Genomic DNA, 24,977 nt, shown 5'->3' on the forward strand with positions numbered 1-24,977 from the left:
ATTTGGCAAATCCCCGCTTTCACGAAAACGTAATCTTGAGAAAATAATACTGTCACTGCCTCCTTGTTAGAACGCGGCCAGAAAGCGTTCGAAGCGAGGTTTCCCATGAATGCCGCCATGCCGACGGACAAGCCCGCCATCAGGGTGAGCAAGCTCAGCAAGACCTTCAAAGGCTGCAAGGCGCTCGAAACCGTCAGCCTCGACATCGCTCCCGGCGAAATGGTCGCGCTGATCGGCGCCTCGGGCTCGGGCAAGTCGACCTTGCTGCGGCACCTCGCTGGGCTGGCGTTGGGCGACGACGGCACCGGCAGCGTGGATGTGCTCGGCACGCGTGTCCAATCCCGCGGCCAGCTCGCCTCCGACATCCGCCGCACCCGCAGCCGGGTCGGCTTTGTCTTCCAGCAATTCAACCTCGTTGGTCGTCTGCCGGTGATGACCAATGTGCTGACCGGCTCCCTTGGCCGGGTGCCGCTCTGGCGCTCGCTGACCGGCCGCTTCACCACCGAGGAGCGCCGGTTGGCGCTCGACGCTCTGGACCGTGTCGGCATCGCGGACAAGTCTTGGACGCGTGCCTCCGCCCTGTCGGGCGGGCAGCAGCAGCGCGCGGCCATCGCCCGCACCCTGGTGCAGAAGGCCGAGGTCATCCTGGCCGATGAGCCGATCGCCTCCCTCGACCCGGTGTCCTCGCGGCGCGTCATGGAGACGCTGGCCCGCATCAACACCGAGGACGGGGTGACCGTGGTGGTGTCGCTCCATCAAGTCGATTTCGCCATCCGCTATTGCCCGCGCACCATCGCACTGAAGAAGGGTGCGGTGATCTACGACGGCCCTTCGGCTGCCCTCACCCCGTCGCTGCTCAGGGAGTTGTACGGCAGCCAAGCCGAGGAACTCGGTACCGGCGTGCAAGGGTCGGCCTCCTTCGTCACCGGGCTTCCGTCCGGGCTGGCGCTGGCCGCCAACGCCTGACGCTCTGACCAACGGCCTTCCCCCGGCCGCCCATCCCCCCAGGAGAATCGTCCCCATGAAGATCGCGTCTCTTGCCGCCGCCGCCCTCCTGGCGGCCGGTTCCGCACTGCCTGCCGCCGCCCAGGAGGCGTTGAACTTCGGCATCATCTCGACCGAGTCGACGCAGCACCTGAAGTCGCAATGGGAGCCGTTCCTGGAGGCGATGGGCAAGCAGACCGGCCTTGCGGTGAAGCCCTTCTTCGCCTCCGACTACGCCGGCATCATCGAGGGCATGCGCTTCAACAAGGTGCAGGTCGCCTGGTACGGCAACAAGTCCGCCATGGAGGCGGTCGACCGCTCGAACGGCGAGATTTTCGCGCAGTCCTCCGATCCGGAGGGCAACAACGGCTACCATTCCTACATCCTGGCCCAGAAGGACAGCCCGATCAATTCGATCGAGGACATGCTGAAGAACGCCAGCAGCCTGAGCTTCAGCAACGGTGATCCCAACTCGACCTCCGGTTACCTGGTACCGGGCTATTACGTGTTCGCCGTGAACGGCGTGGACGACCCGAAGAAGGTCTTCAAGCGGGTGATCAACGCCAACCACGAGACCAACGCCATGGCGGTCGCCAACAAGCAGGTGGACGTCGCCACCTGCAACTCCGAGGTGCTGCCGCGCATCCAGGAGCGCCAGCCGGAGAAGTTCGCGCAGATCAAGGTGATCTGGACCTCGCCGCTGATCCCCTCCGACCCGATCGTCTGGCGCAAGGATCTCGACCAGAACGTCAAGGACAAGCTGAAGTCCTTCTTCCTCACCTACGGCGTCGCCACGCCGGGCAAGAGCCCCGAGCAGCTCAAGCGGGAGGGCGAGGTGCTCGCCGGCCTGAAGTGGGGCGTGTTCCGCGAATCCAATGACGACCAGCTCGTGCCGATCCGCCAGCTGGAGCTTTTCAAGGCCCGAACCAAGCTTGAAGCCGACGCGGCCCTGCCGGACGCGGAGAAGAAGGCCAAGCTGGCGGACATCGACGCCAAACTGGCCGAGCTGAAGACGAAGATGGCCGCCGCCAAGTGATCCGCACCCCATGAGCCGCTCCCGGCGCCTTGCGGGGGCGGCTCATGGGGCCACCCGATCCACAGGGGCGTTGCGGCCGCCGCGGCGCCCCTTTTTCACATCCACGGACTGCGACCCCCCGACATGACGACAACCGACGACGCCCGCCTCCTGCATCCGCCGAGGACGTCGCTCACCAAGCTGGCCGTCTACGGCATCGCCCTCGCCCTGCTGGCCTGGTCGTGGCACGGCGCGGAGATCCGTCCGGAGATCCTGGTGAAGGACGCCGGCAACATGGCGACCTTCCTGTCCGACTTCTTTCCGCCCAACTTCCGCGATTGGCGCTTCTACGTCCAGGAGATGCTGATCACCGTCCAGATCGCCATCTGGGGCACGGTGCTGGCGGTGGTGGCCGCGGTGCCCTTCGGTCTGCTCGCCGCCGAGAACATCGCGCCGGTCTGGGTGCGGCAGCCTGTGCGTCGGCTCATGGACGCGCTGCGGGCCATCAACGAGATGGTCTTCGCCATGCTGTTCGTCGTCGCGGTCGGCCTCGGCCCCTTCGCCGGCGTGCTGGCGCTGTTCGTCCACACCACCGGCGTCCTCGCCAAGCTGTTCTCCGAGGCGGTCGAGGCCATCGATCCGCGTCCGGTCGAGGGAATCCGCGCCACCGGCGCCAACCCGCTGGAAGAAATCGTCTACGGCGTGATTCCCCAGGTGCTGCCGCTGTGGATCAGCTACGCGCTCTACCGTTTCGAATCGAACGTCCGCTCGGCCTCCGTCGTCGGCATGGTCGGGGCCGGGGGCATCGGCGTCGTGCTGTGGGAGATCATCCGCGGCTTCTACTTCGCCGAAACCTGCGCGGTGATGATCATCATCGTCGCCACCGTCTCCCTGATCGACGTCGCGTCGGCGCAATTGCGCAAGCTCTTCATCTGAGGTTCTCATGCTCATCAATTGCGGCTCCGCCTGGGACCCATGGACCGCCGGGCGGCCCATGACCGAGACGCCGGAGATCGATCCCAGCGCCGTGGTGCGGAACTCCGACTTCGGCCGCTACACCTATCTCGGCCCGCGCTCGGTCGTCGCGAACAGCGAACTGGGCGACTATGGCTACGCCATGGGCGATAATCAGATCGCCCATGCGAGGATCGGAAAGTTCGCCAACCTCGCCACCGGGGTGCGCATCAACCCGAGCAACCATCCCTGGTGGCGCGCCACCCTGCACCATTTCACCTACCGCTCCGCCTCGCATGGCTTCAGCTTGCCCGACGACGAGGAAATCTTCGCATGGCGCCGTGCCGACCAAGTCGTGATCGGCCCCGACGTGTGGATCGGCCACAACGCCATCGTGATGCCGGGCGTGACCATCGGTGCCGGCGCCGCCGTCGGTTCCGGCGCAGTGGTGACGAAGGACGTGCCGCCTTTCGCCATCGTCGTCGGCGTGCCGGCGCGGGTTCTGCGCCCGCGCATCGATGCGCGCACCGCCGAGAAGCTGATGCGCATCGCTTGGTGGGATTGGCCGCGCGAGCGGATTGACGCGGCGCTTGCCGATTTCCGCAAACTCGACGCCACGGCCTTTGCCGAGAAGTACGATCAATGACTGTCCCGCGCCCAATCCCCGCTCCCCTGATTCTGGTGGTCGGGCCGAGCGGGGCCGGCAAGGACAGCCTGATGGAGGGTGCGCGCCAGCGTTTGGCAGACGACCGCCGCATACACTTCGGTTGCCGTGTCGTGACCCGCCCGGCTCTCGCCGGGGCCGAGGCGCACGACACGCTGTCTTTGGACGCCTTCGAGCGACGGGAGGCCGACGGCGGGTTCCTGCTGTCCTGGCGGGCGCACGGGCTGGCCTACGGTGTGCCGGCGGTGCTCGACGGACTCCGCCGCGATGGGACCACGGTGGTCGTCAACGTGTCCCGCTCGGTCATCGACGAGGCGCGGGTCCGCCTGCGGCCGGTCGGCGTGATCGTCGTCACCGCCCCGCCGTCTGTGCTGGCCGCGCGCCTCGCCGCGCGCGGGCGTGAGCGCGAGGACGACATCCGGCGGCGGCTGGAGCGCGCCGTCGCCGCCCAGCCGAGCGGCCGGGACGTGCGCGTGGTGGTCAACGGCGCCGATCTGGATACGGGTGTTGACGCGTTCCTCGCCGCACTCCGGGACCTCGCGCACATAGGTGTGCCGGCGCCGGCCCTTTCCTGACATCGTCCACCGGCAACGGCATTCCACAACGGCATGGGCCGGCGGTCGGTTGACCGCCGGCCCATGCCGCTAAAGCGAATTTGCATTCGCTTTCGATTCATATGGCCTCATGTGCCGGCTCTCAGCGGATGCCTCTGGCATCCGCCTGCCGCCAGCGGGAACGAAGTTCCCGCGAGAGGCCGGGCTTCGGACGCATGGGCGTCCAGGACCGCCGTCGCGGTCCAAAGCGGATCGAAATCCGCTTTAGCGCACGTGATTTTGGCTCGCCGCTGTCAGGCGATCCGCCGGCCCTCCCGCCAGACCTCGCGGACCACCGGCATGTCGTCGGCGATGTGGACGCGCACGAGATCGGCGCGCTTGCCGACCGCGATGACGCCGCGATCCTCCAGCCCGGCAGCGCGCGCCGGGTTGCGGGTGACCGTGTCGATCGCCATCGGCAGAGGGAAGCCGAGCGGCCCCTGGTGCAGACGGAAGGCCGCTGCCATCAGGCTGACCGGCACATAGTCCGACGACAGCGCGTCGAGGTCGCCAGACGCCGCCAACTCGGCGGCGGCGATGTTGCCGGAATGCGAACCGCCGCGCATCAGGTTCGGAGCGCCCATCATCACCACCATGCCCGCCTGCCGGGATGCCCGCGCCGCCTCCAGCGTGGTCGGGAATTCCGCGAGCCGGGTGCCGAGCACCGCCGCCTCGTCGACATGCGCGATGGAGGCGTCGTCATGGCTGGCCAGGGTGAAACCGCGCTCCCGGCAGGCCGTGGCGAGGACACGGCGGTGCGTGTCGGAATAACGGGCGGCGTTCTCCCGCTGGCGCTGGGTGAAGGCGGCCATCTCGGTCTCCGAGAAGCCGTATTTGCCCATGTAATAGTCCCGGTACTTCTCCTCATGGACGAACTGGCGCTGGCCGGGCGTGTGGTCCATCAGGCTGACGATGCCGACCAGGGGGTTGTCGGCCAGCGCCCCGAACAATTCCACGATGTTGGCTGAGGACACCTCGCAGCGCAGGTGCAGCCGGTGCTCGGCGCGCAGAAAGCCGCGTGCCTGACCGTCGGTGACGGCATCCACCATGGCCTGGAGATTCTCCAGCCGGGCCGACCCCTCGATGACATCGCCGCAAGCGAGAGCATCGAACACCGTGGTGATGCCCGCTGCCGCCATCTGCGCGTCATGCGCCAGCAGCGCCGAGCCGGCGTGCCAGCGCACTTTGGGGCGCGGCGTCATGTGCCGCTCCAGATTGTCGGTGTGCAGTTCGACCAGTCCCGGCACGACGGTGTCGCCCTGGCAGTCGATGGCGCCGGGGACGCCGGTGGCCCCCCGGTCGATGGCGGCGATCCGGCCGTCGCGGACCAGGAGGCAGCCGGGAAAATCCTCGTCGCCCGCCACGATGCGGGCGTTGCAGAGCGCGAATTCACGGGTCATGGGTCAGCCCTGCATGGTGTGGACGCGGGTGGAGACGGCCTCGCGGACCTCGTCGTCGTGGAAGACGCCGACGAGCGCGGTGCCCGCGGCCTTCGCCTCGGCGATCAGTTCGATCACCACGGCGCGGTTGCGGGCGTCGAGCGAGGCGGTGGGTTCGTCGAGCAGCAGGATCGGATGGCGGGCGGCGAAGCCGCGGGCGATATTCACCCGCTGTTGCTCGCCGCCGGAGAAGGTGGCGGGCGCGAGCGACCACAGGCGTTCGGGAATGCGCAGCCGCGCCAGCAACTCGCCGGCGCGCGCCTGCGCCGTCTCCACCGGGACGCCGAGCGCCCGCAGCGGCTCGGCCACCACGTCCAGCGCCGGCACGCGCGGGATGGCGCGCAGGAACTGGCTGACGTAGCCCAGAGTGCGGCGGCGCACCTCCATCACCACGCGCGGCGGGGCCGATGCGATGTCCACCGTCCCCTCGCCGTGACTCACGTGGATGGCCCCGGAATCGGGCTTGCAGTTGCCGTAGAGGCAGCGCAGCAGCGTCGATTTTCCGGCGCCCGACGGGCCGTGCAAGGTGACGCACTCGCCGGACGCGACGCTGAGCGCGGCATCGGCGAAGACCGGGATTTCGATGCCTCCCTGGGTGTGCAGGACGTAGGTCTTGGACAGGGAGTCGACACGGATCTGGTCGGTCATGGCTGCAGCACCGAGGAAACCAGCAGTTGTGTGTATGGGTGGTGAGGGTCGTCGAGCACCTGATCGGTCAGGCCGGTCTCCACAACCTCGCCTCGGCGCATCACCATCAGCCGGTGCGCCAGCAGGCGGGCGACCGCCAAGTCATGGGTGACGATGATGGCGGCCAGTCCGAGATCGGTGACGAGCCGGCGCAGCAGGTCGAGCAGCCGGGCCTGGACCGAGACGTCGAGGCCGCCGGTCGGCTCGTCCATGAAGACGAGGCGGGGATGGGTGACCAGATTGCGGGCGATCTGCAACCGCTGCAGCATGCCGCCGGAGAAGGTCAGCGGCAGGTCGTCGATCCGCTCGCCGTCGATCTCCACCTTGCGCAGCCAGTCGTCGGCCTGAGCGCGGATCTCGCCGTAATGGCGGGCGCCGACCGCCATCAGGCGCTCGCCGACGTTGGCGCCGGCCGACACGCCCATGCGCAGCCCGTCGCGCGGGTTCTGGTGGACGATGCCCCAGTCGGTGCGCATCAGCATCCGCCGCCGCGGCTCGCCCATCGCGTAGATGTCCACCGGCCCGTCTTCGCGGGTGTCGTAGAGGACGCGGCCCGCCGTCGGCTCCAGCCGGGCCGACAGGCAGCTCAGCAGGGTCGACTTGCCCGATCCGGACTCGCCGACGATGCCCATGACCCCGCCGGGCCAAAGCTCAAACGACACGTCGCGGCAGCCGACCCGGTTGCCGTACATCCGGGTCAGGCCGGAAACCGTCAGCAGCGGGTTCATTCCGCGGCCTCCTGGACGGCATCGCGGCGCGTCGCGCAGTGGTGGGTGTCGGAGCAGACATAGATGCGCCCGCCACGGTCGTCGGTCACCACCTCGTCGAGGAAGCTGTCGGTGCCGCCGCACAGCGCGCAGGCTTGATCCCAGCTCTGGATTTCGAAGGGATGATCCTCGAAATCCAGGCTCTTGACCGGGGTGTAGGGCGGCACCGCGTAAATGCGCTTCTCGCGCCCGGCGCCGAACAGTTGGAGAGCGGGATTCATATTCATCTTCGGGTTGTCGAATTTTGGGATCGGCGAGGGCCGCATCAGGTAGCGGCCGTTGACCAGCACGGGGTAGTCGTAGGTCGTCGCGATGCGGCCGAAGCGGGCGATGTCCTCGTACAGCTTGACGTGCATGGCGCCGTAATCTGCCAGCGCGTGCATCTTGCGCGTCTCGGTCTCGCGCGGCTCCAGCCAGCGCAGCGGTTCGGGGATCGGCACCTGATAGACGAGGATCTGACCCTCGCTCAGCGGCGTCTCGGGGATGCGGTGGCGGGTTTGGATCACCGTCGCCGCCGCCGTCCGCTCGGTGGTGGCGACCCCGGCGGTGCGGGCGAAGAAGCGGCGGATCGACACGGCGTTGGTGGTGTCGTCGGCGCCCTGGTCGATCACCTTCAGCCGGTCCTCGGGACCGATGACGGCGGCGGTGACCTGGATGCCGCCGGTGCCCCAGCCGTAGGGCAGCGGCATCTCGCGGCTGCCGAACGGCACCTGATAGCCGGGGATCGCCACCGCCTTCAGGATGGCGCGGCGGATCATCCGCTTGGTCTGCTCGTCGAGGTAGGCAAAGTTGTAGCCCGGCGCGCTGGTCATTCGGCCGTCTCCCGGTCGGCGGTGGGGGTGGCGGCGCGCAGCCGCCGGATCAGCTCCAGTTCGGACTGGAAATCGACGTAGTGCGGCAGCTTCAGGTGCTGGACGAAGCCCGAGGCCTCGACGTTGTCGGAATGGGCGAGCACGAATTCCTCGTCCTGCACCGGGTTGACCGCGTCCTCGCCCAGCTCCCCGGCGCGCAACGAGCGGTCGACCAGCGCCATCGCCATCGCCTTGCGCTCGCTCTGCCCGAAGGTTAGTCCGTAGCCGCGGGTAAACTGAGGCGGCACGTCCTTTGAGCCCTTGAACTGGTTGATCATCTGGCATTCGGTGACGGTGATGGTGCCGATCTCGACGGCGAAGCCCAACTCCTCCGGAGCGAACTCGACCGTCACGTCGCCCATGCGGATCTCGCCGGCGAAGGGGTGGGTGTTGCCGTAGCCGCGTTGCGAGGAGTAGGCGAGGGCCAGCAGAAAGCCCTCGTCGCCACGCGCCAGGTTTTGCAGGCGTAGGTCGCGGCCCGCGGGGAAGGACAGCGGCTGTCGGGTCAGGTCGCCGGGCGGCTCCTCCGCCGTTGCGTTGGCTGGCCCGTCCGCTTCCACGCTGCGCTCGATCAACCCCTCATGGCCGAGCACGTCGGCGACGCGCGGCATCTGCGCCTCGACGGGTTGTTCCGCCAGCGCCGCCGGTTCAGGCGTGCCTTCGGCCGCCAGCGTGAAGTCGAGCAGCCGGTGGGTGTAGTCGTAGGTCGGCCCCAGCACCTGCCCGCCCGGCAGATCCTTGAAGGCCGAGCTGATGCGGCGGCGGATCGCCATGGCGGCGGTGTCGATCGGCTCGGACCCGCCGAAGCGCGGCAGGGTGGTGCGGTAGGCGCGCAGCAGGAAGACGGCCTCCACCAGATCGCCCTGCGCCTGCTTGACCGCCAGGGCGGCCAGCTCGCGGTCATGGACCGATCCCTCGGTCATCACCCGGTCCACCGCCAGCCCGAGCTGCTCGGCAATCTGGTCGAGCCCGAGTTCCGGCACCGCCGGATCGCCGCGCCGCTCCTCCGCCATCAGGCGGTGGGCGTTGTCGATGGCTTTCTCGCCACCCTTGACGGCAACATACATGGGTCAGCCCTCCAGGCGCGTGCTGCGCGGCAGCGCCGCCAGCCGGGCGCCGCTGGTGAGAATCAGGTCGACGCCGCGCGGGAAGCCGGCGTGGTTGTCCGCCACCCAGCGGCGGAAACCGGCCGGCAGGCCGCCGGGCGCGAACCGGACGCGGTCGCGGATGCCAGGGCCCGCCAGCTCGAGCGGCGCCCCGCCGGTCAGCGCCGGCACCTGCACGATCACGGTGGTCGAGCGGTCGGGGAACTCGTCGCTGCCCTGGTCGAAGGCGGACAGGGGCGGCATCGCGCCGGGATCGGCAACGACGGCGAATACGGCCGCTGCGGCGTTTCCGGTCAATGGGCAGCCGCAATGGAAGCGCAGATGCTGACGCACAGCCGCACAATCGGCCGACGGATCGAGCCAGACGGGGGTCTCCTGGTCGGCCAGCGCCAGGACGACGGCGGCGGTGGCCGCTTCGAAGGGCGCCGGCGCCCCGACGGAGCCGGCGACGGCCTGGGGCAGCTCGTGCAGCGTACCGGGCCGCGCCATGGCGTCCAACACGGCGCGAAAGACGCGCTGGGAGTCGATCACCGGGTCGCCAAGGCCGGGCAGCAGCGCGTCCGCACCCGTGTCCATGGCCATTTTCATCGTCACGTCAGTTCTCCCCGCGAACCATGGTGAAGAAATCGACCCGCGTCGCCGCCGCCTCGCGGGCGGCGCGGTCGCTGCGGGCCGCCTGAAGGCTGTCCAGATGGGCGATCGCCGCTTCGACGGCGGGTCGGCGGGCGGGAGCCTGCATCAGGGCGTCCAGCACGGCCGCGCGCTCGGCGTGGTCGGTCCGGCGACCGGCCACCCAGGCGTGCCCCACCAGTCCGCCGGCCAGCCGGACGGAGCAGCGGGTAACCGTCATCTCACCCAGGTTGAAGGGAGCGCCGTCGCCGCCGATCCGGCCACGCACCATCACCAGCCCGGTTTCCGGGCGGCGCAGCAGAGCGTAGTCGGGGGTGGGGGCGAGGCTGGACCATACGGTCGCGATTTCATCGGGGGCGGCCTTGGCCAGCACCCCCATCCAGCGTCGGCGGTCCTCGGTGGCGAATGCGGGCATGGATCAATCTCAAATTTGTCTAGACATCTATACCATGTGCGGGCATCTTTATGCGATCGTCCCGGCGGGGGCGCAAGGCTTGAAGGATGAAGTTTCCATGACGGACCAGGATCTCTCGCGCGGTACGGGCACTGCCTTGTGGCGCCAGATCGCCGAGCGGCTGAAGCGCGACATCGTCTCCGGAACACACCAGCCGGGTGACCGCCTGCCCACGGAACTGCGGATGGCCGAAGAGTTCAGCGTCAACCGTCACACCATAAGGCGGGCGGTGGCGGCCCTGGCCGAGCAGGGGCTGGTCCGCATCGAGCAGGGGCGCGGAACCTTCGTCCAGGAGAGCGTGATCGACTACCGGGTGAAGAAGCGCACGCGCTTTTCCGAGAATGTCCTCGGCCACCGGCGGGAGCCGTCCGGCAAGCTGCTGGCGATCCGCGAGGAACCGGCGGAGGAAGCGGTCGCCAAGGCGCTTGAGATCCGCAAGGGCACCATGGTCGTGGTGGTCGAGCGGCTGGGCGAGGCGGACGGGCGCCCGCTCAGCGTCGCATCGCATTACTTCCCCAAGGGACGCTTCCCGTCGCTGCCCGACACCATCCGCGACACCGGATCGATCAGCCTCGCCATGGAGCGCCTTGGGGTGGGCGACTACACCCGCAAGGTCACCCGCGTCACCGCCCGCACCGCCCGCGCGGCCGACGCCCAGCTGCTGCAGCAATCTCCCAACAAGCCGATCCTGTTGACCGAAGGCGTCAACGTCGACGCCACCGGCCGGCCGGTGGAGTACAGCGTCGCGCGCTGGGCGTCCGACCGCGTCCAGATCGTCTTCGAACCGGGCACCTGATCTCGACCAATCAGCCGGACATCCGCCCGCCGAACGATCTTTCACCAAAGTTTCATACCGGCCCACCCCGCCGCGGCGCTATGTGCGGGGCCGCTCAAGACCATGCGCGCCAGGGGAAACAGGTTGGAAACGCACATCCGCAACGCCCGCGTCCTGATGCCGGACGGCTCTTTCATCGAGGCCGGCGTCACCATCGCCGGAGAACGCATCGCCGCCATCGGCGACGCCCCGACCGGGCGCGCCACCGGCCGGGTGATCGGGGCCGAAGGGCTGCTGCTGCTGCCGGGCATCGTCGACTTGCACGGCGACGCTTTCGAACGGCAGCTCATGCCACGCCCGCGGGTGCATTTCCCGACCGACGTGGCGCTGCTGGACACCGACCGCCAGCTCGTCGCCAACGGCATCACCACCGCGCTGCACGGCCTGACGTGGTCGTGGGAGCCGGGCCTGCGCGGGCGCGAGGCGGCGGTGAGCTTTCTCGACACCCTGGAGCGGCTGCGCCCGACCCTGGCCTGTGACAGCCACGTGCATCTGCGCCACGAGATCTACAACATCGACGCCGCCGACGAGATCGAGGGCTGGCTGGCCGAGGGGCGCATCCGGCTGCTGGCCTTCAACAACCATTTGCCGATGCTGACGGCGCGCATCGCCCAGCCCGCCAAGCTGGCGCAGTATGCCGAGCGGGCGCACATGACGCTGTCCGCCTTCACCGACCTGCTGCACGCGGTGGTGGAACGGCGGGGCGAGGTCGATCCGACCAACCGGCGCTTGGCCGACGCCGCGCGCCGCCATCGGGTGGCGCTCGCCTCTCACGACGACGAATCGCCCGAGTTGCGGCGGCATTTCCACGATCTCGGCTGCGGCATCTGCGAATTTCCGCTGAACCGCGCCACCGCCGAGGAAAGCCGCCGTCTCGGCGGCGGCGTCATTCTCGGCGCTCCCAACGTCCTGCGCGGCGGCAGCCACATCGAGGGCGGCATGCGCGCCGCCGACATGGCGGTGGCCGGTCTGGCCGACGCGCTGACCTCAGACTACTACTACCCGGCGCTGACGCACGCCGCCTTCCGGCTGGCGCGCTATGGCGTCCTGGGGCTGGCCGACGCCTGGAGGCTGATCTCGACCAACCCGGCCCGTCTGGCTGGCTTTACCGACCGCGGCAGCATTGCCGTCGGGCGGCGCGCCGACCTCGTGCTGATCGATGACCGCACGCCGGAGCTGCCGCGTGTCGTTGCCACCCTGGTGGCCGGCCGCCTCGTCTTCGCTGGGCGGGAGCTGGCATGATGGACCGGCGCCGCTTCGCCCTCTACTTCGCGCCTGAGGATGGAACGGCTCTGGCCGATTGCGGCTGGCGCTGGCTGGGCCGCCGCCCGGAAGGCACCGGGCTCGACCCGCTGCCAGCGGTTGGGCTTGATCCGAGCCATCAGGCCGGTCTGGTCTCCGACGCTCGCCGCTACGGCTTTCACGCCACCTTGAAGGCTCCCTTCCGTCTGGCGGAGGGCGCAGACGAAGCATCTCTGCGGGAAGCCGTGGCCGCCTTCGCCTCGCGGCGACGTCCGTTTCGGGAGCCTTCCTTCGTGCTCGAAGCCCTTCATGGCTTCCTCGCCCTCCGTCCCCGACGGCCATCGGCCGATCTCGACGCGCTGGCGAACGACTGTGTCCGTACGTTCGACCGCTTTCGCGCGCCGCAGAGTGCCGAAGAGAGGTGGAAGCGTCTCCGCACGCCACTGACGCATCGTCAAAAGGCGCAGATGGACGCTTGGGGGTACCCGTATGTCCTCGAAGACTTCCGGTTTCATATGACCCTGACGCGGCGCTTGCAGCAAGGCGAGCGGGAGACGGTCCAACCGCTTCTGGAGCGGCTGTTCAAGCTGGCCTTGGCCGAACCGGTGGAAGTGCGATCGCTGTGCCTGTTCACGCAGGCCGATACGGACATGCCCTTCGTTCTGGCAGCGCGCTTCCCCATCAATGGAACGTCGGCATAGGAAGAGTTCTCGCAACCCTCGCGCCGGCTTCGTCAGGCCATATGGCAGAGTGAGCCTCATCCGACTTGTCGGAGAAGTTTAGCCCACGGGTTACGCCCTGGCTGGCCTCGGCCATGTGTGTCAGGCCCAGGTTGGTGCCGTCGGCCAGGATGGCGGCGAGCAGCGCGTTCTCGATGTCGCAGGTCTCGCCGATGCGCAGGTTCGAGAGCGGCATCGATCAACCGGTATCCCAGGTCGAACAGCACGGCAACCAGGGTTGCGCGCCGCTGATGAGCGGTGTAGCGGCGCTCGCTCCGCCCCGCTGCCAACAAGTTGACGATGCTTCCGGAAGCTACGCAGCGCTGAAAGCCTCGGCATAGATATCCGGGGAGACCAGATTGCGGGGCTGACCATCGCTTTCGCCCCAGAAAGGCAAATCGATGGACATAGCCACGAATCCCCGTTCTGCCATCTTCGTGGCATACAGATTGGCACTCTGCTCCTTCACTGCGCCCATCGGATGGCCGACGACGATCGCCGGACTCTTCGCATTCCAATCGAGGGTCTTGGGAGTGAAGAGATTCCCGGTGACGTTCATCTGATACTGGTTCTTGAAGGTGACCTTCTGGAGGGTCACCCGGTCGCTGGTGTAGAAGTTGTTCGCGCCGTTCGACAGGCCCTGAGCCATCGCAACCGGCAGATCGAAGACCGGCATGATGCCGAGCGTGGCAACGCCGGCACCGGTCATCTTCAGGAGGCTGCGCCGGTCGATGTCCATGCCGGCATGCGTTTCCACGGCGCGGTCGTCCGCGTTTTGCCTGTTCATTGCAATGGCACCTTTTACGCCTGTGTGGGCTTGGCTGCTTCACTGCGGAAATCTAAGCGATGCGGAGCGCGCGCATTAGGCGGCGCGTTTTGTTAGGCGGCGCGTTTTGCTTGTCGTTATGAATTCCGCTCATCAATCGTCGGCGGCCAAGCCGGGGGCCGGGGTCGGGGTGCATCGCGCTGATTGATGAATGGAACTCATAACTGCATGCGGTTTTGGGCCGCTAATGGCCGACGCGCGTCTCGATTATCTATGCCCCACCGGATCAACCCGGCCCTGACGGTCAGGGTCCGCTGCCCGACCGAAGACCATCCTCCACACTCAGGCAATCGCATGCAGGTTCACATCTCTTCCGGGAACGGCACGGCCGCGCCCAGGCCAGCCGCGTGGGGCGCCGTCTTCGCGATGTCGCTCTGCGTCTTCGTGCTGATCGCGTCCGAGTTCATGCCGGTCAGCCTGCTGACACCGATCGCCACGGACCTGACCTTGACGGAAGGCCAAGCCGGACAGGCCATCTCCGTGTCCGGCATCTTCGCCGTGCTGACCAGCCTGTTCATCACTTCGGTGACCGGGCGGCTCGACCGCAAGGTGGTGTTGCTGTCCCTAACCGGCCTGATGGCCCTGTCGGGGGGCATCGTCGCCTTTGCACCGGATTACGCGACGCTGATGATCGGCCGGGCGCTGCTCGGCGTCACCATCGGCGGCTTCTGGTCGATGTCGACGGCCACGGTGATGCGGCTTGTGCCGGAAGCTTCGGTGCCGCGGGCTCTGGCCATCCTCAACGGCGGAAACGCGCTCGCGGCCACCATTGCGGCTCCGCTGGGCAGCTTCCTCGGCGCCTTCATCGGTTGGCGTGGCGCCTTCTTCTGCGTGGTGCCGCTTGCGGCGCTCGCGCTGTGCTGGCAGCTGATGAGCCTGCCGGCGATGCGCGGCGAGCGCCGGTCCGGCAGCGGGACCGTGTTCCGGCTGCTCGGCCGGCCCAACGTGGCGTTCGGGATGGCGGCGATCCTGTTCCTGTTCATGGGGCAGTTCGCGCTGTTCACCTACCTGCGGCCGTTCCTCGAAACGGTGACCGGTGTCGATGTCTCCACGCTGTCGCTTCTTCTGCTGGTGGTCGGGGTGACCGGCCTCGCCGGCACGATGCTGATCGGACCGGTGCTGAACCGGAGCGTCTATGGCGTCCTCATCGTGATCCCGCTGCTGATGGCCGGCATCGCCGTGTCGCTGGTCGCCTTCGGCGGATGGGTCGCCGGGACGGCGCTGCTGCTTGGGGCGTGGGGCCTGATCGGCACCCCGGCACCGGTCGGCTGGGGGACATGGCTGTCGCGGATCCTGCCGGCGGACGCGGAGGCCGGCGGCGGCTTGATGGTCGCGACCATCCAGTTCGCGATCACGCTGGGCGCCACCGTCGGGGGGACGCTGTTCGACCTGAGCGGTTATCAGGCCACCTTCGGCGTCAGCACCGTCCTGCTCGTGATGGCCGCTCTCCTGGCCTTCGCCGCATCGCGCACGGACCGGCTTCAGCCGGGCTGACGGGAACACCTCAAACATGACATGAAAACCAAGGAGCGCTCCATGACCATCAAGGCCTATGGCACCTACGGTGCCGACAAACCCCTCGAACCGATGGAGATCACGCGGCGAGCTCCCGGTCCGCACGACGTTCAGATCGACATCGCCTATTGCGGCATCTGCCACTCGGACCTGCATCAGGCGCGCGCGGAATGGGCGGGCACGCAGTGGCCGTGCGTTCCCGGCCACGAGATCGTGGGGCGCGTGTCCGCCGTCGGCGCGCATGTGTCGGGCTTCCGCGCGGGCGACCTGGTCGGTATCGGCTGCATCGTCGACAGTTGCCGGCACTGCCCGGATTGTGAGGACGGGCTGGAGAACTATTGCGACGGCATGGTCGGCACCTACAATTCTCCGACCGACGATCCTCCGGGCCACACCCTCGGCGGCTATTCGCAGCGGATTGTGGTGCACGAGCGCTACGTGCTGCGGATCAAACATCCGGAGGAGCAACTCGCCGCGGTCGCGCCGCTGCTGTGCGCGGGCATCACCACCTATTCGCCGCTGAGGCACTGGAACGCCGGTCCGGGCAAAAAGGTGGGCGTGGTCGGCATCGGCGGTCTCGGCCATATGGGCATCAAGCTCGCCCACGCCATGGGCGCGCATGTGGTCGCTTTCACCACCTCGGAATCCAAGCGTGAGGACGCGAAGGCACTCGGCGCCGACGAGGTGGTCGTATCGCGCAATCCCGACGAGATGGCGGCCCATGCGAAGAGCTTCGACTTCATCCTGAACACCGTGGCCGCCCCGCATGACCTCGATGCGTTCCTCGTGCTGCTGAAGCGTGACGGGACGATGGCGCTGGTGGGCGCGCCGGCGACGCCGCATCCCTCTCCCAACGTGTTCAACCTGATCACCAAGCGCCGGGCGATCGCCGGCTCGATGATCGGCGGCATTCCGGAGACGCAGGAGATGCTCGACTTCTGCGCGGAGCACGGCATCGTCTCCGACATCGAGCTGATCTGCGCCGACGCGATCAACGGGGCCTATGAGCGCATGCTCAAGGGCGACGTGAAGTACCGGTTCGTGATCGACGCCGCCTCCCTGGGCGCCTGATCGCGACAACCGGGACGAGAGACAGGGCCGGTGCATCGCGCCGGCCCGTTCCGGCACGGCTCATTCATGAGCTGGCGCGATAAGCCTTATCGCCGGACAGCTCCTAATCAAACGCAACCTTTCATGCAAGTTTGAACTGGTTCCCGGGAGACGCACGTCCGCGCCCTCTCACGTCTCAAGACTTGGCCCAATGGAGGTACCGATGAAACGTCTTGCCGCGACGATCGCATCACTCGCTCTGCTTGTCTCGTCGGTCGCCCATGCGCAGCAGGGCGCGGCTACGTCGGGTTCCGGAACCCTTGTGGGAACGCTGACGCCCGACGACATACGGGCGGTATCGCCGGCGCTGGAGAAGTACGCGCAAGGCCCGATCGACGGCGATCTGTGGAAGCGTCCCGGCCTGTCGCCGCGCGACCGCAGCATCGTCACCGTGGCGGCCCTCATCGCACGCAACCAGCCGGGCGAGATGCCGCGCCACGTCACCCTGGCGCTCGACAACGGCGTCAAGCCGGGCGAGCTATCCGAGATCATCACCCATCTCGCCTTCTACTCCGGCTGGGCGAACGCCATGGCGGCGGTGGCGGTCACGAAGGACGTCTTCGCCCAGCGGCGCATCGCGGCCGACCAGCTTCCCCCGGCCTCGCCCGAGCCGCTTCCCCTCGACGAGGCCACCGAGGCGCGGCGCGCGACGGGCGTGGCGCAGAACTTCGGCACAGTCGCGCCGGGAGTCGTGCAGTACACGACGGACGTGCTGTTCCGCGACCTCTGGCCGCGCCCGGACCTGGCGCCGCGGGACCGCAGTCTGGTCACCGTCAGCGCCCTGGTCGCCTCCGGGCAGGTCGCGCAGATCCCCTATCACCTGAACCGGGCGATGGACAACGGCCTGACGCGCGAGCAGGCCGCGGAGGCGCTCACCCACCTCGCCTTCTACGCCGGCTGGCCCAACGCTTTTTCGGCGCTGCCCGTGTTCAAGGAGGTGTTCGAGAAGCGCCCCGGCTGACAATGCCCTCGGCCATCCCTCCGGTCTTCACGTGCCACGGTGGCGCAGCGCATCGACGAACAGCGCGAAGGCCGGTGAGGACTGGCGGCGGCTCGGGTAGTAGAGGTGGTATCCCGACCAGGACGGGCACCAATCTTCCAGCACCCGCTGGAGGCGTCCTTCTCCGATGTGCAGCTGCGCCAGATCCTCGGGCATGTGGGCGAGCCCGAAGCCGGCCACCGCCGCGTTGACGATGTGGAAGATGCTGTTGAAGACGAGCTGGCCGTCCACGCGCACGCGAAGCTCGTGACCGTCCTTCTCGAACTCCCACGCATAGATGCCCCCGTGGGTGGGAAGCCGCAGGGTGATGCAGGTGTGGCCGATCAGGTCCTGTGGCGTCTCCGGCGGTGGGTGCCCGGCGAAATAGGTGGGCGCGCCCACCACCGCGAAGCGGACGTCGGGCCCGATACGCACCGAAATCATGTCCTTGGCGACCTGCTCGCCGAAACGCACACCGGCGTCATAACGCTCGGCGACGATGTCGGACAGGCCGTAGTCATTGATGAGTTCAACCTTGATGTCCGGATACTCGCGCAGGAACGGCTCCAGCTTCGGCCAGAGGAGGCCGTCGATCGCGTAATCGGTGGCGGTGATCCGGATGGTGCCGGCCGGCTTCTCCCGGAACTCGCTCAGAGCCTCGAGTTCGGCCGCGATCTCGTCGAAACGGGGACCGATGGTCCGCAGCAGGCGCTCGCCGGCGTTCGTCGGGGAGACGCTGCGTGTGGTGCGGGTCAGCAACCGGATGCCGAGCCGTTCCTCAAGTTGGCGAACGGTGTGGCTAAGCGCCGATTGGGACACGCCGAGCTTGGCGGCCGCCTTGGTGAAGCTCTGCTCCCGCGCGACGGCCAGGAAGGCGAGGAGGTCTTGGACATTCTCGCGCGGCATTGATGAGCCTTCCTCATGAGACCAAGCGTATTTCGGCACCTTACCGCAAACAGGAGCGGCGCGTTACCGCCCTCCCGCGCGGCATTCATGAGCCGTGCTCATAAGCCCATGCGGAACCCGCCATCTAGTCGCACACCGGCACAGCGGCAAAGATCACTTCCGAAGCCGGAATCTGTCCAAGGAGACGTCGTCATGAACGCGAAGTCGATCCGCGCCGTCGCGGCGGCGCTGACCCTGGGTGTGGCCGCAACGCTCGCCTGGGACGCCGAAGCCGGCAGTGAACTCGTCACGTTCCCCGAGACCTATGCCGAGGGCGTGCGTGCGAAAACCTCGACCGCTGCTTTTCCCGCCACAAGCCGCAGGAGCGGCAGGACTTCGTCCACACGTTCGATCAAATGAAGGCTGCACGGTAGTAGGGCGGCATCGCCCTTCGTCTCGAATGTCTCAAGCCAAATGTCTCAAGGGTCTCCGATGTCCGCCACAAACTCCCACACCTCGGCTGCACTTGGCGTTGTGGTGGTGCTGCTCCCGATCATGGCGGTGGTCCTGATCGCCTTCTTGATCATCGGCCTCGCCTTGCCGGTGCTGCCGCTGCATGTGCACCAAGGTCTCGGTCTCGGCACCGTCGCGGTTGGCCTCGTCGCCGGAAGCCAGTTCGCGGCGTCGCTCGTCTCGCGGGTGTGGGCGGGCCATTACGCCGACAGCCGGGGCGCCAAGGGCGCCGTCGTGACGGGTTTGGCAGGAGCCACGGCGGCCGGGTCGCGTTGATCAGCGTGTTGGTCGACGCGGCTGGTCAGGCGCTCATCTGGTTGGCGCCCCGGCCGGCCTCGGCTCGGTGTTCCTCGTCAGCACGCTGGTCGTGCTCGGTGCCGCCGGGGTTGCGAGACGCCTCAAGACACCAGCCGCGACCTGATGATGCCGCATTCATGAGCCCAGCCGATAGGCTCATGCGCTTTGGGGCCGCTAATCGCGTGTGTCGGCGTGGATTACCTTGTTGCTCAACAGCAGCCCCGGACGGGGCCATGACCGGAGGGCCGAAACCATGGACATCACACGCGTCGGTTCGCAGCCGTCCGCCAAGGGGCCAGCCGACTGGTTCACCGGAACGGTTCGCATCGACCCGCTCTTTCAGGCCAACGCCCCGGCGCGTGCGACGGCCGCCAGCGTCACCTTCGAGCCCGGAGCCCGCACCGCGTGGCACACCCATCCGCTGGGTCAGACCCTGATCGTCACGGCCGGCGTCGGCCGGGTGCAGCGAGAGGGCGGTTCGGTCGAGGAGATCCGTCCCGGCGACGTGGTCTGGATCCCGCCCGGCGAGAAGCACTGGCATGGCGCGTCGCCCACCACGTTCATGACGCACATCGCCATCCAGGAGCAGATCGACGGCAAGGCTGTGGACTGGATGGAGAAGGTGACGGACCAGCAGTACGGCGCGTAGCGCGATGGCATGGGGTGCCGGTCGGGCGGCACGGTGCCGGAACCAGGAAAGGCCAAGCCATGACGCAGGGCATCGAAAACAAGGTGGTCGTCATCACCGGCGCCAGCAGCGGGCTCGGAGAAGCCGCCGGCCACAAAGTGTGGGCGGGCGGTGCCGTCTATGCTGCGACGAAGCACGCCGTCCGCGTCATCTCCGAAGGCCTTCGCCAGGAGGTCAAGCCTTCAACATCCGTACCACCATCATCTCGCCGGGCATGGTCGCGACCAAGCTACCCGACAGCATCACCGAACCCGACGTCGCGGAAACCATGCGCAAGGCCTATGAGCGCGCCATTCCCGCGGATTCCTTCGCGCGAGCAGTGGCCTTTGCCATGAGCCAACCGGAAGACGTGGACATCAACGAGATCCTGTTCCGGCCCACCAGCCAGGAATTCCGAACGCCGGGATCACGAAGCCAGGGCCGACGACCGCCGCGCAGACGAACAATTCGCGGAACAACTGCAGAGAGCGGCGCACCCATAGGCGGCATCGGCGAGCCGGGTCTGCCCGGCGTGCCGATGGCCGTCGCTAACGCCGTCGCGGCGCTGACCGGACAGCGCGTCCGCAGCCTGCCGCTATCGAAGAACCGGTTTGGAATCACATAATCCTAGATAAGGACGACCATGAAACAGCTCATCGCAACCACCCTCTCGCTCGCCCTCGTCGGTGCGGCACCGGCCTTTGCCGAGAGCACGGTGTTCTCGCCGAACGGCTCGCGGCCCTCGGCCAAAGGGCCGGCTCAGCACTTCACCGGGTCCGTCGTCGCGGACCCGCTTTATCCGGCCAACGACCACACGTCGTCGTCGGGCGGCCTCGTCACGTTCGAGCCGGGGGCGCGCTCCGCGTGGCACACCCATCCCGCCGGCCAAGTCCTCATCGTCACCAGCGGAACCGGCTGGGTGCAGGAGAAAGGCGGGGCCAAGCGGGAGATCAGGCCCGACGACGTTATCTGGACGCCGCCGGGGCGTGAAGCCGTCGGGCGGTTACCCTGCTACGGCCGGTCTTTTGCTGCACCATAGTCGCGCGGGAGCGCACCGACCCGAGCGGTGCGACATCGCCAATTTTGAGGCAGACGAGATCACGCCCGCGCAGCTTGCTGTCGATGGCCAGATCGAACATCGCGAGGTCGCGTGCCACGTCCGACAGTTGAAGGCGAATGCGGATCCCCCAGACATGCTTCGGCTTGAGCGGGGGCTTCGGTCTGATCAGGCGACCTTTGTTCCACGGGGCCCGATCCACCTGAGTATCTTGGCCCATCCTTGGTCTCCTTGTGAACATATGCCTCTCCGGATCGGCAGAGGTGACACTCATGAGCATCGGATGTGGGATCACGGGAGCGCATTGCAGGCATCGTAGCAAGCTTGGACGATGGCTGGGTAGCCGTCCAGTGGTTGGCGGGACAGGGAGAGCCCGTGGCTGTTCGCAGAGTGACCCAAAGCGGACATCAAGGCTGGCTTCCGAACACCGTGGCAGCGTCGCTATGGATGGCTCCACGTTCCCTTCAGGAATTGTTCCATCCGCTGCCGCCCCTCCTCAAGTTCGGCGAACAGCCACTCGCGGAAAGCGCGGATCTTCGGCAGGTCGGCTGTGGACTTCAGCGTCACCAGCCCGTGCCCTTGTGCCTTCATGGAGTCTCTGGGAAAGGGCGCCACCAGCTTGCCGGCCAGCAGTTCGCGTTCGGCCAGCAGCACGCTGTCCAGGCAGACGCCGAGCCCGTCCACCGCCGCGCTGATCGCCATGAAGGAGCGGTCGAAGCGCGGGCCGCGCTCCAAATCGAGCTGCACTTTCCTGTGCCGCCGCCCCCAGTCACGCCATCCCACGATGTTGATCTCGGAATGGATCAGCGCGTGCCGGGCCAGATCCTCCGGTCTGCGGATCGGGATGAGCCCGTTCGCCAGCGCCGGTGAGCACATCGGCACGATGGTGTCCTCCGGGAAAGGCACCATCACCGCGCCGGCCGGCGGCGGGCCGGGGTTGTAGCGGATGTCCACGTCGACGATGCCCTGGGCGAGGTCGACCGGCGCCACAGAGGCGTGCAGCCGGATGTCGATGCCCGGACGCAGCTCCTTGAAGCGCGCCAGCCGCGGCATCAGCCACTGCGTGGCGAAGCTGGGCGTGGAGTGGACGGTGAGAATGGCGCCGCCGCCCATCATGCCGACGGTCTGTGTCGCCGCCTCGATGCGGGCGAAGGCGGCGGTGACCTCCTCCGCGTAGTGCCGGCCAGCGTCGGTCAACACCACCGCGCGGTGCGCCCGGTGGAACAGTCGCACGCCGAGCTGCTCTTCGAGCAACTTCACCTGATGGCTTACCGCGGACGGAGTGACGGCCAGATCCTCGGCCGCAAGGGCGAAGGAACCGAGCCGCACGGCGGCCTCAAACGCCTGCACCGCCTTGATGGAGACCCGTTTCCGCATTGCGGCCGTCACATGAATTCAGTTCATCAATAGGCGATCTTATTCATTTGTCAGATTCACCTCAACAGAATACCGTCCTTTCAGCGATCAGCGGAACGAACAGTCCGCAGAGCCTCGCAAGCCACAAAAGACCGAACGCCAGCCGCGGCATGCGCTGCCGCCACGGGCAAGCTTTGTCAAATAGGAGAGGAAATGCTGCTGTCCAACAAGGTCTGCGTCATCACCGGAGCCGCCTCGCGGCGCGGCATCGGCCGCGCGACCGCCCAGCTCTTCGCCCTGCACGGCGGGCGCGCGATCATTCTCGACCTCGACGGCGCCCAGGCCGAGGCCACCGCCGCCGAACTGGGCGAGGCGCACCGCGGCCTCCGCTGCGACGTGACCGACAAGGCCTCCTGCTTCGCCGCCATCGAGAAGGTGGTCGGCGAATTCGGCCGGGTGGACGTGCTGGTCAACAACGCCGGCATCACCCAGCCCCTGCGCTTCATGGACATCGCGCCGGAGAATTACGACGCGGTGATGGACGTGAGCCTGCGCGGCACGCTGTACATGAGCCAAGCGGTGCTGCCGCACATGCGCGAGCGCCGCTCCGGTTCCATCGTCTGCATGTCGTCGGTCTCGGCCCAGCGCGGCGGCGGCATCTTCGGCGGACCGCACTACAGCGCCGCGAAGGCCGGCGTTCTCGGCCTCGCCAAGGCGCTGGCGCGCGAGGCCGGGCCGGACAACGTCCGCGTCAACTCGATCACGCCGGGGCTGATCCAGACCGACATCACCGGCGGCAAGCTGACCGCCGAGCTGAAGGCGGAGATCCTCAAGGGCATCCCGCTGAACCGCCTCGGCGACGCCGACGACGTGGCGCGGGCCTGCCTCTTCCTGGCATCGGAGCTGTCGTCCTACGTCACCGGCGCCACCATCGACGTCAACGGCGGCATGCTGATCCACTGACCCGGACGCAGGAGAACAAAGTGGACACCACCCCCCTGGGCCACAACGTGGCCCTCTCCGAGCGCGCCTACCGCATCCGCCGCAACGCGGTGCGAATGGGCGAGGTGCAGGGCCAGGGCTACATCGGCCAAGCGCTGGACATCGCCGACGTGCTCGCCACCGCCTACTTCCACGCCATGCGCTACCGCCCCGAGGATCCGGAGTGGGAGGAGCGCGACCGCTTCCTGCTGTCGAACGGCCACTACGCCATCGCTCTCTACGCCGCCCTCATCGAAGCCGGGATCATCCCGGAAGAGGAGCTGGAGACCTACGGCAGCGACGGCAGCCGGCTGCCCATGTCGGGCATGGCCGCCTACACGCCGGGCATGGAAATGTCGGGCGGCTCGCTCGGCCTCGGTTTGAGCATCGCCGTCGGCATCGGGCTCGGCCTGAAGCGTAAGAACTCCACTTCCCGCGTCTACACGCTGTTCTCGGACGGCGAACTGGACGAGGGTTCGGTGTGGGAGGCGATCATGTCGGCCGCCCACTGGAAGCTCGACAACCTGATCGGCATCGTGGACGTGAACAACCAGCAGGCCGACGGGCCGTCCACCCAGGTCATGGCCTTCGAGCCGCTGGTGGACAAGCTGGAAGCGTTCGGCTGGCACGTCCAGCGCATCAACGGCAACAACCTCGACGCCGTGGTCGCCGCCTTCGACACCGCCCGCGGCGACGTCGGGCCGAAGCCCCGCATGATCGTCTGCGACACCAGGATGGGATGCGGCGTCCCGTTCCTGGAGGCCCGCGAGAAGAACCACTTCATCCGCGTCGATGCGCACGAATGGCAGCTCGCCCTCGACGCGCTGGACGCGGGGAGGACCGCATGAACACCGCGACCGCAAAGCCCCGCCTGACCACCTCGGCCATGATCGCCTCGATCGCCGCCGAGGGCCAGCGCACCAAGCCCGCCCCCTTCGGCCACGCCTTGGTCGAGCTGGCGCGCAGCCGCCCCGAAGTCCTGGGCATGACCGCCGACCTCGGCAAGTACACGGACCTGCACATCTTCGGCGCGGCGTTCCCGGACCGCTACCACCAGATGGGCATGGCCGAGCAGCTGCTGATGGGCGCCGCCGCCGGTCTGGCGCACGAGGGGTTCATGCCCTTCGCCACCACCTACGCGGTGTTCGCCTCGCGCCGGGCCTACGACTTCATCCACCAGACCATCGCCGAGGAGGATCTGAACGTAAAGATCGCCTGCGCCCTGCCCGGCCTCACCTCCGGCTACGGCCCCAGCCACCAGGCGACCGAGGATCTGGCGCTGTTCCGCGCCATGCCGAACATGACCGTCATCGATCCCTGCGACGCGCACGAGATCGAGCAGGTCGTCCCGGCCATGGCCGCCCACAAGGGGCCGGTCTACATGCGCCTGCTGCGCGGCCACGTGCCGCTGGTGCTGGACGAATACGACTACACGTTCGAACTGGGCAAGGCGAAGGTGCTGCGCGACGGCGCCGACGTGCTGATCGTGTCGTCCGGCATCATGACCATGCGCGCCCTGGAGGTCGCCAAGGAACTGGAGGCCGACAAGGTCGCCGCCGCGGTGCTGCACGTGCCGACCATCAAGCCGTTGGACACCGAGACCATCCTGCGCGAGGCCAGCCGCACCGGCCGCATGGTGGTGGTCGCCGAGAACCACACGGTGGTCGGCGGGCTGGGCGAGGCCGTGGCGGGTCTGCTGCTGCGCTCCGGGGTGACGCCGGTGTTCCGCCACATCGGCCTGCCGGACGAGTTCCTGGCGGCCGGAGCGCTGCCGACTCTGCACGACCGCTATGGGATTTCGACCTCGGTCATGACCGAGCGGATCAAGGGCTGGCTGTAAGCGGCTTTTCT

Annotated in this window: 30 protein-coding genes; 19 read left to right on the plus strand and 11 right to left on the minus strand. The window is 67.7% G+C overall.

Annotated features, from left to right (window positions below; genetic code table 11):
- The first annotated feature begins 117 nt into the window (after window positions 1-117).
- The 5 genes from phnC (at window position 118) to phnN (ending at window position 4,192) form a co-directional block, all read left to right on the plus strand.
- Complete coding sequence (gene phnC, locus J2852_RS23500; protein ID WP_209880429.1) at window positions 118-966, plus strand: phosphonate ABC transporter ATP-binding protein; 849 nt, start codon at window positions 118-120, stop codon at window positions 964-966.
- Window positions 967-1,021: 55 nt separating this feature from the next.
- Window positions 1,022-2,020 carry a phosphonate ABC transporter substrate-binding protein gene (gene phnD / locus J2852_RS23505; RefSeq protein ID WP_209880430.1) on the plus strand — a complete coding sequence of 333 codons (999 nt, stop codon included), beginning with the start codon at window positions 1,022-1,024 and terminating at the stop codon, window positions 2,018-2,020.
- A 123-nt stretch (window positions 2,021-2,143) separates the two neighbouring features.
- Window positions 2,144-2,935, plus strand: a complete 792-nt coding sequence (phnE, locus tag J2852_RS23510; RefSeq protein WP_209880432.1) for a phosphonate ABC transporter, permease protein PhnE — start codon at window positions 2,144-2,146, stop codon at window positions 2,933-2,935.
- Between the two features lie 7 nt (window positions 2,936-2,942).
- Window positions 2,943-3,599, plus strand: coding sequence for a DapH/DapD/GlmU-related protein (locus J2852_RS23515; protein WP_209880433.1), 657 nt, complete (start codon window positions 2,943-2,945; stop codon window positions 3,597-3,599).
- On the plus strand, window positions 3,596-4,192 hold the full coding sequence (gene phnN / locus J2852_RS23520; RefSeq protein ID WP_209880434.1) for a phosphonate metabolism protein/1,5-bisphosphokinase (PRPP-forming) PhnN: 597 nt from the start codon (window positions 3,596-3,598) through the stop codon (window positions 4,190-4,192). The genes J2852_RS23515 and phnN overlap by 4 nt, the downstream gene beginning before the upstream one ends.
- Before the next feature lie 272 nt (window positions 4,193-4,464).
- Here phnN and J2852_RS23525 read toward each other — a convergent pair whose 3' ends face one another.
- From J2852_RS23525 to phnG, 7 genes are read right to left on the minus strand one after another with little or no spacing between them, the layout of a single operon-like run.
- A complete protein-coding gene (locus J2852_RS23525) occupies window positions 4,465-5,610 on the minus strand; it encodes an alpha-D-ribose 1-methylphosphonate 5-triphosphate diphosphatase (RefSeq protein WP_209880435.1) in 1,146 nt (381 codons plus the stop codon).
- Between the two features lie 3 nt (window positions 5,611-5,613).
- Window positions 5,614-6,297: a phosphonate C-P lyase system protein PhnL gene (gene phnL / locus J2852_RS23530; RefSeq protein ID WP_209880436.1), complete on the minus strand. Its 684-nt coding sequence runs from the start codon at window positions 6,295-6,297 to the stop codon at window positions 5,614-5,616.
- A complete protein-coding gene (gene phnK, locus J2852_RS23535) occupies window positions 6,294-7,064 on the minus strand; it encodes a phosphonate C-P lyase system protein PhnK (RefSeq protein WP_209880437.1) in 771 nt (256 codons plus the stop codon). The genes phnL and phnK overlap by 4 nt, the downstream gene beginning before the upstream one ends.
- Window positions 7,061-7,915, minus strand: a complete 855-nt coding sequence (locus tag J2852_RS23540) for an alpha-D-ribose 1-methylphosphonate 5-phosphate C-P-lyase PhnJ (RefSeq protein WP_209880438.1) — start codon at window positions 7,913-7,915, stop codon at window positions 7,061-7,063. Before J2852_RS23540 ends, phnK begins: the two co-directional genes overlap by 4 nt.
- Complete coding sequence (locus tag J2852_RS23545) at window positions 7,912-9,021, minus strand: carbon-phosphorus lyase complex subunit (protein WP_209880439.1); 1,110 nt, start codon at window positions 9,019-9,021, stop codon at window positions 7,912-7,914. Before J2852_RS23545 ends, J2852_RS23540 begins: the two co-directional genes overlap by 4 nt.
- Before the next feature lie 3 nt (window positions 9,022-9,024).
- Window positions 9,025-9,648: a phosphonate C-P lyase system protein PhnH gene (gene phnH, locus J2852_RS23550; RefSeq protein WP_209880496.1), complete on the minus strand. Its 624-nt coding sequence runs from the start codon at window positions 9,646-9,648 to the stop codon at window positions 9,025-9,027.
- Between the two features lie 7 nt (window positions 9,649-9,655).
- The gene (phnG, locus tag J2852_RS23555; RefSeq protein ID WP_209880440.1) at window positions 9,656-10,105 is read right to left on the minus strand and encodes a phosphonate C-P lyase system protein PhnG; all 450 of its coding nucleotides are present in this window, start codon (window positions 10,103-10,105) and stop codon (window positions 9,656-9,658) included.
- A gap of 97 nt (window positions 10,106-10,202) precedes the next feature.
- Between phnG and phnF the strand changes: the two genes are divergently transcribed.
- The 3 genes from phnF (at window position 10,203) to J2852_RS23570 (ending at window position 12,922) form a co-directional block, all read left to right on the plus strand.
- Window positions 10,203-10,940: a phosphonate metabolism transcriptional regulator PhnF gene (gene phnF / locus J2852_RS23560; protein ID WP_209880442.1), complete on the plus strand. Its 738-nt coding sequence runs from the start codon at window positions 10,203-10,205 to the stop codon at window positions 10,938-10,940.
- A 123-nt stretch (window positions 10,941-11,063) separates the two neighbouring features.
- Complete coding sequence (locus J2852_RS23565; protein WP_209880444.1) at window positions 11,064-12,221, plus strand: alpha-D-ribose 1-methylphosphonate 5-triphosphate diphosphatase; 1,158 nt, start codon at window positions 11,064-11,066, stop codon at window positions 12,219-12,221.
- Window positions 12,218-12,922, plus strand: a complete 705-nt coding sequence (locus tag J2852_RS23570; protein WP_209880446.1) for a DUF1045 domain-containing protein — start codon at window positions 12,218-12,220, stop codon at window positions 12,920-12,922. The genes J2852_RS23565 and J2852_RS23570 overlap by 4 nt, the downstream gene beginning before the upstream one ends.
- Here J2852_RS23570 and J2852_RS23575 read toward each other — a convergent pair.
- Together J2852_RS23575 and J2852_RS23580 are read right to left on the minus strand one after the other, a co-directional pair.
- Window positions 12,903-13,136, minus strand: a complete 234-nt coding sequence (locus J2852_RS23575) for a Tn3 family transposase (protein ID WP_209880448.1) — start codon at window positions 13,134-13,136, stop codon at window positions 12,903-12,905. The genes J2852_RS23570 and J2852_RS23575 overlap by 20 nt on opposite strands.
- A 117-nt stretch (window positions 13,137-13,253) precedes the next feature.
- Entirely contained in the window at window positions 13,254-13,727 is a 474-nt protein-coding gene (locus tag J2852_RS23580; RefSeq protein WP_209880449.1) for an alpha/beta hydrolase, read from the minus strand.
- Between the two features lie 333 nt (window positions 13,728-14,060).
- On the opposite strand from J2852_RS23580, the gene J2852_RS23585 reads away from it, so the two are divergent.
- From J2852_RS23585 to J2852_RS23595, 3 genes are all read left to right on the plus strand, one after another.
- Window positions 14,061-15,260, plus strand: a complete 1,200-nt coding sequence (locus J2852_RS23585) for an MFS transporter (protein ID WP_246499936.1) — start codon at window positions 14,061-14,063, stop codon at window positions 15,258-15,260.
- 42 nt (window positions 15,261-15,302) lie between these two features.
- On the plus strand, window positions 15,303-16,352 hold the full coding sequence (locus J2852_RS23590; protein ID WP_209880451.1) for an NAD(P)-dependent alcohol dehydrogenase: 1,050 nt from the start codon (window positions 15,303-15,305) through the stop codon (window positions 16,350-16,352).
- 202 nt (window positions 16,353-16,554) lie between these two features.
- Window positions 16,555-17,352 carry a carboxymuconolactone decarboxylase family protein gene (locus J2852_RS23595; RefSeq protein WP_209880452.1) on the plus strand — a complete coding sequence of 266 codons (798 nt, stop codon included), beginning with the start codon at window positions 16,555-16,557 and terminating at the stop codon, window positions 17,350-17,352.
- Between the two features lie 27 nt (window positions 17,353-17,379).
- Here the strand turns inward: J2852_RS23595 and J2852_RS23600 are convergent, their stop codons facing one another.
- Complete coding sequence (locus J2852_RS23600) at window positions 17,380-18,276, minus strand: LysR family transcriptional regulator (protein ID WP_209880454.1); 897 nt, start codon at window positions 18,274-18,276, stop codon at window positions 17,380-17,382.
- A 192-nt stretch (window positions 18,277-18,468) separates the two neighbouring features.
- Here J2852_RS23600 and J2852_RS23605 point away from each other — a divergent pair, with 192 nt between their 5' ends.
- The 5 genes from J2852_RS23605 to J2852_RS23625 all read left to right on the plus strand — a co-directional run bounded on the left by J2852_RS23605 (window position 18,469) and on the right by J2852_RS23625 (window position 20,771).
- Window positions 18,469-18,675, plus strand: a complete 207-nt coding sequence (locus tag J2852_RS23605; RefSeq protein WP_209880456.1) for a hypothetical protein — start codon at window positions 18,469-18,471, stop codon at window positions 18,673-18,675.
- Window positions 18,676-18,747: 72 nt separating this feature from the next.
- On the plus strand, window positions 18,748-19,044 hold the full coding sequence (locus tag J2852_RS23610) for a hypothetical protein (protein WP_209880458.1): 297 nt from the start codon (window positions 18,748-18,750) through the stop codon (window positions 19,042-19,044).
- Between the two features lie 274 nt (window positions 19,045-19,318).
- The gene (locus J2852_RS23615; RefSeq protein ID WP_209880460.1) at window positions 19,319-19,714 is read left to right on the plus strand and encodes a (R)-mandelonitrile lyase; all 396 of its coding nucleotides are present in this window, start codon (window positions 19,319-19,321) and stop codon (window positions 19,712-19,714) included.
- Between the two features lie 253 nt (window positions 19,715-19,967).
- A complete protein-coding gene (locus tag J2852_RS23620; protein WP_209880462.1) occupies window positions 19,968-20,357 on the plus strand; it encodes an SDR family oxidoreductase in 390 nt (129 codons plus the stop codon).
- An 18-nt stretch (window positions 20,358-20,375) separates the two neighbouring features.
- Complete coding sequence (locus J2852_RS23625; protein ID WP_209880463.1) at window positions 20,376-20,771, plus strand: cupin domain-containing protein; 396 nt, start codon at window positions 20,376-20,378, stop codon at window positions 20,769-20,771.
- A 459-nt stretch (window positions 20,772-21,230) separates the two neighbouring features.
- On the opposite strand, the gene gcvA is transcribed toward J2852_RS23625, so the two are convergent.
- Window positions 21,231-22,166 (minus strand): transcriptional regulator GcvA, encoded by a 936-nt coding sequence (gene gcvA / locus J2852_RS23630; protein WP_209880465.1) that lies wholly within the window; start codon window positions 22,164-22,166, stop codon window positions 21,231-21,233.
- A gap of 192 nt (window positions 22,167-22,358) precedes the next feature.
- On the opposite strand from gcvA, the gene J2852_RS23635 reads away from it, so the two are divergent.
- The 3 genes from J2852_RS23635 to J2852_RS23645 are packed head-to-tail and all read left to right on the plus strand — an operon-like array spanning window position 22,359 to window position 24,966.
- Entirely contained in the window at window positions 22,359-23,108 is a 750-nt protein-coding gene (locus J2852_RS23635; protein ID WP_209880466.1) for an SDR family NAD(P)-dependent oxidoreductase, read from the plus strand.
- Window positions 23,109-23,128: 20 nt separating this feature from the next.
- Window positions 23,129-23,974, plus strand: coding sequence for a transketolase (locus tag J2852_RS23640; RefSeq protein ID WP_343206807.1), 846 nt, complete (start codon window positions 23,129-23,131; stop codon window positions 23,972-23,974).
- The gene (locus tag J2852_RS23645) at window positions 23,971-24,966 is read left to right on the plus strand and encodes a transketolase family protein (protein ID WP_209880467.1); all 996 of its coding nucleotides are present in this window, start codon (window positions 23,971-23,973) and stop codon (window positions 24,964-24,966) included. Before J2852_RS23640 ends, J2852_RS23645 begins: the two co-directional genes overlap by 4 nt.
- Window positions 24,967-24,977 lie beyond the last annotated feature (11 nt).

Source organism: Azospirillum soli, from assembly GCF_017876165.1.
Taxonomy (GTDB): Bacteria; Pseudomonadota; Alphaproteobacteria; order Azospirillales; family Azospirillaceae; genus Azospirillum; species Azospirillum soli.

Excerpts from the sequence above, each read along its gene's own strand:
- J2852_RS23625 (WP_209880463.1), top strand. The coding sequence starts at position 20,376 with ATGAAACAGCTCATCGCAACCACCCTCTCGCTCGCCCTCGTCGGTGCG.
- phnE (WP_209880432.1), top strand. The coding sequence starts at position 2,144 with ATGACGACAACCGACGACGCCCGCCTCCTGCATCCGCCGAGGACGTCG.
- phnL (WP_209880436.1), bottom strand. The coding sequence starts at position 6,297 with ATGACCGACCAGATCCGTGTCGACTCCCTGTCCAAGACCTACGTCCTG.
- phnN (WP_209880434.1), top strand. The coding sequence starts at position 3,596 with ATGACTGTCCCGCGCCCAATCCCCGCTCCCCTGATTCTGGTGGTCGGG.
- phnF (WP_209880442.1), top strand. The coding sequence starts at position 10,203 with ATGACGGACCAGGATCTCTCGCGCGGTACGGGCACTGCCTTGTGGCGC.
- J2852_RS23525 (WP_209880435.1), bottom strand. The coding sequence starts at position 5,610 with ATGACCCGTGAATTCGCGCTCTGCAACGCCCGCATCGTGGCGGGCGAC.
- J2852_RS23620 (WP_209880462.1), top strand. The coding sequence starts at position 19,968 with ATGGTCGCGACCAAGCTACCCGACAGCATCACCGAACCCGACGTCGCG.
- J2852_RS23635 (WP_209880466.1), top strand. The coding sequence starts at position 22,359 with ATGCTGCTGTCCAACAAGGTCTGCGTCATCACCGGAGCCGCCTCGCGG.
- phnG (WP_209880440.1), bottom strand. The coding sequence starts at position 10,105 with ATGCCCGCATTCGCCACCGAGGACCGCCGACGCTGGATGGGGGTGCTG.
- gcvA (WP_209880465.1), bottom strand. The coding sequence starts at position 22,166 with ATGCGGAAACGGGTCTCCATCAAGGCGGTGCAGGCGTTTGAGGCCGCC.
- J2852_RS23575 (WP_209880448.1), bottom strand. The coding sequence starts at position 13,136 with ATGCCGCTCTCGAACCTGCGCATCGGCGAGACCTGCGACATCGAGAAC.
- J2852_RS23585 (WP_246499936.1), top strand. The coding sequence starts at position 14,061 with ATGCAGGTTCACATCTCTTCCGGGAACGGCACGGCCGCGCCCAGGCCA.
- J2852_RS23595 (WP_209880452.1), top strand. The coding sequence starts at position 16,555 with ATGAAACGTCTTGCCGCGACGATCGCATCACTCGCTCTGCTTGTCTCG.
- phnH (WP_209880496.1), bottom strand. The coding sequence starts at position 9,648 with ATGAAAATGGCCATGGACACGGGTGCGGACGCGCTGCTGCCCGGCCTT.
- phnD (WP_209880430.1), top strand. The coding sequence starts at position 1,022 with ATGAAGATCGCGTCTCTTGCCGCCGCCGCCCTCCTGGCGGCCGGTTCC.
- J2852_RS23580 (WP_209880449.1), bottom strand. The coding sequence starts at position 13,727 with ATGAACAGGCAAAACGCGGACGACCGCGCCGTGGAAACGCATGCCGGC.
- J2852_RS23610 (WP_209880458.1), top strand. The coding sequence starts at position 18,748 with ATGTCCGCCACAAACTCCCACACCTCGGCTGCACTTGGCGTTGTGGTG.
- phnC (WP_209880429.1), top strand. The coding sequence starts at position 118 with ATGCCGACGGACAAGCCCGCCATCAGGGTGAGCAAGCTCAGCAAGACC.
- J2852_RS23540 (WP_209880438.1), bottom strand. The coding sequence starts at position 7,915 with ATGACCAGCGCGCCGGGCTACAACTTTGCCTACCTCGACGAGCAGACC.
- J2852_RS23545 (WP_209880439.1), bottom strand. The coding sequence starts at position 9,021 with ATGTATGTTGCCGTCAAGGGTGGCGAGAAAGCCATCGACAACGCCCAC.
- J2852_RS23615 (WP_209880460.1), top strand. The coding sequence starts at position 19,319 with ATGGACATCACACGCGTCGGTTCGCAGCCGTCCGCCAAGGGGCCAGCC.
- J2852_RS23570 (WP_209880446.1), top strand. The coding sequence starts at position 12,218 with ATGATGGACCGGCGCCGCTTCGCCCTCTACTTCGCGCCTGAGGATGGA.
- phnK (WP_209880437.1), bottom strand. The coding sequence starts at position 7,064 with ATGAACCCGCTGCTGACGGTTTCCGGCCTGACCCGGATGTACGGCAAC.
- J2852_RS23605 (WP_209880456.1), top strand. The coding sequence starts at position 18,469 with ATGAACGCGAAGTCGATCCGCGCCGTCGCGGCGGCGCTGACCCTGGGT.
- J2852_RS23515 (WP_209880433.1), top strand. The coding sequence starts at position 2,943 with ATGCTCATCAATTGCGGCTCCGCCTGGGACCCATGGACCGCCGGGCGG.
- J2852_RS23645 (WP_209880467.1), top strand. The coding sequence starts at position 23,971 with ATGAACACCGCGACCGCAAAGCCCCGCCTGACCACCTCGGCCATGATC.
- J2852_RS23590 (WP_209880451.1), top strand. The coding sequence starts at position 15,303 with ATGACCATCAAGGCCTATGGCACCTACGGTGCCGACAAACCCCTCGAA.
- J2852_RS23600 (WP_209880454.1), bottom strand. The coding sequence starts at position 18,276 with ATGCCGCGCGAGAATGTCCAAGACCTCCTCGCCTTCCTGGCCGTCGCG.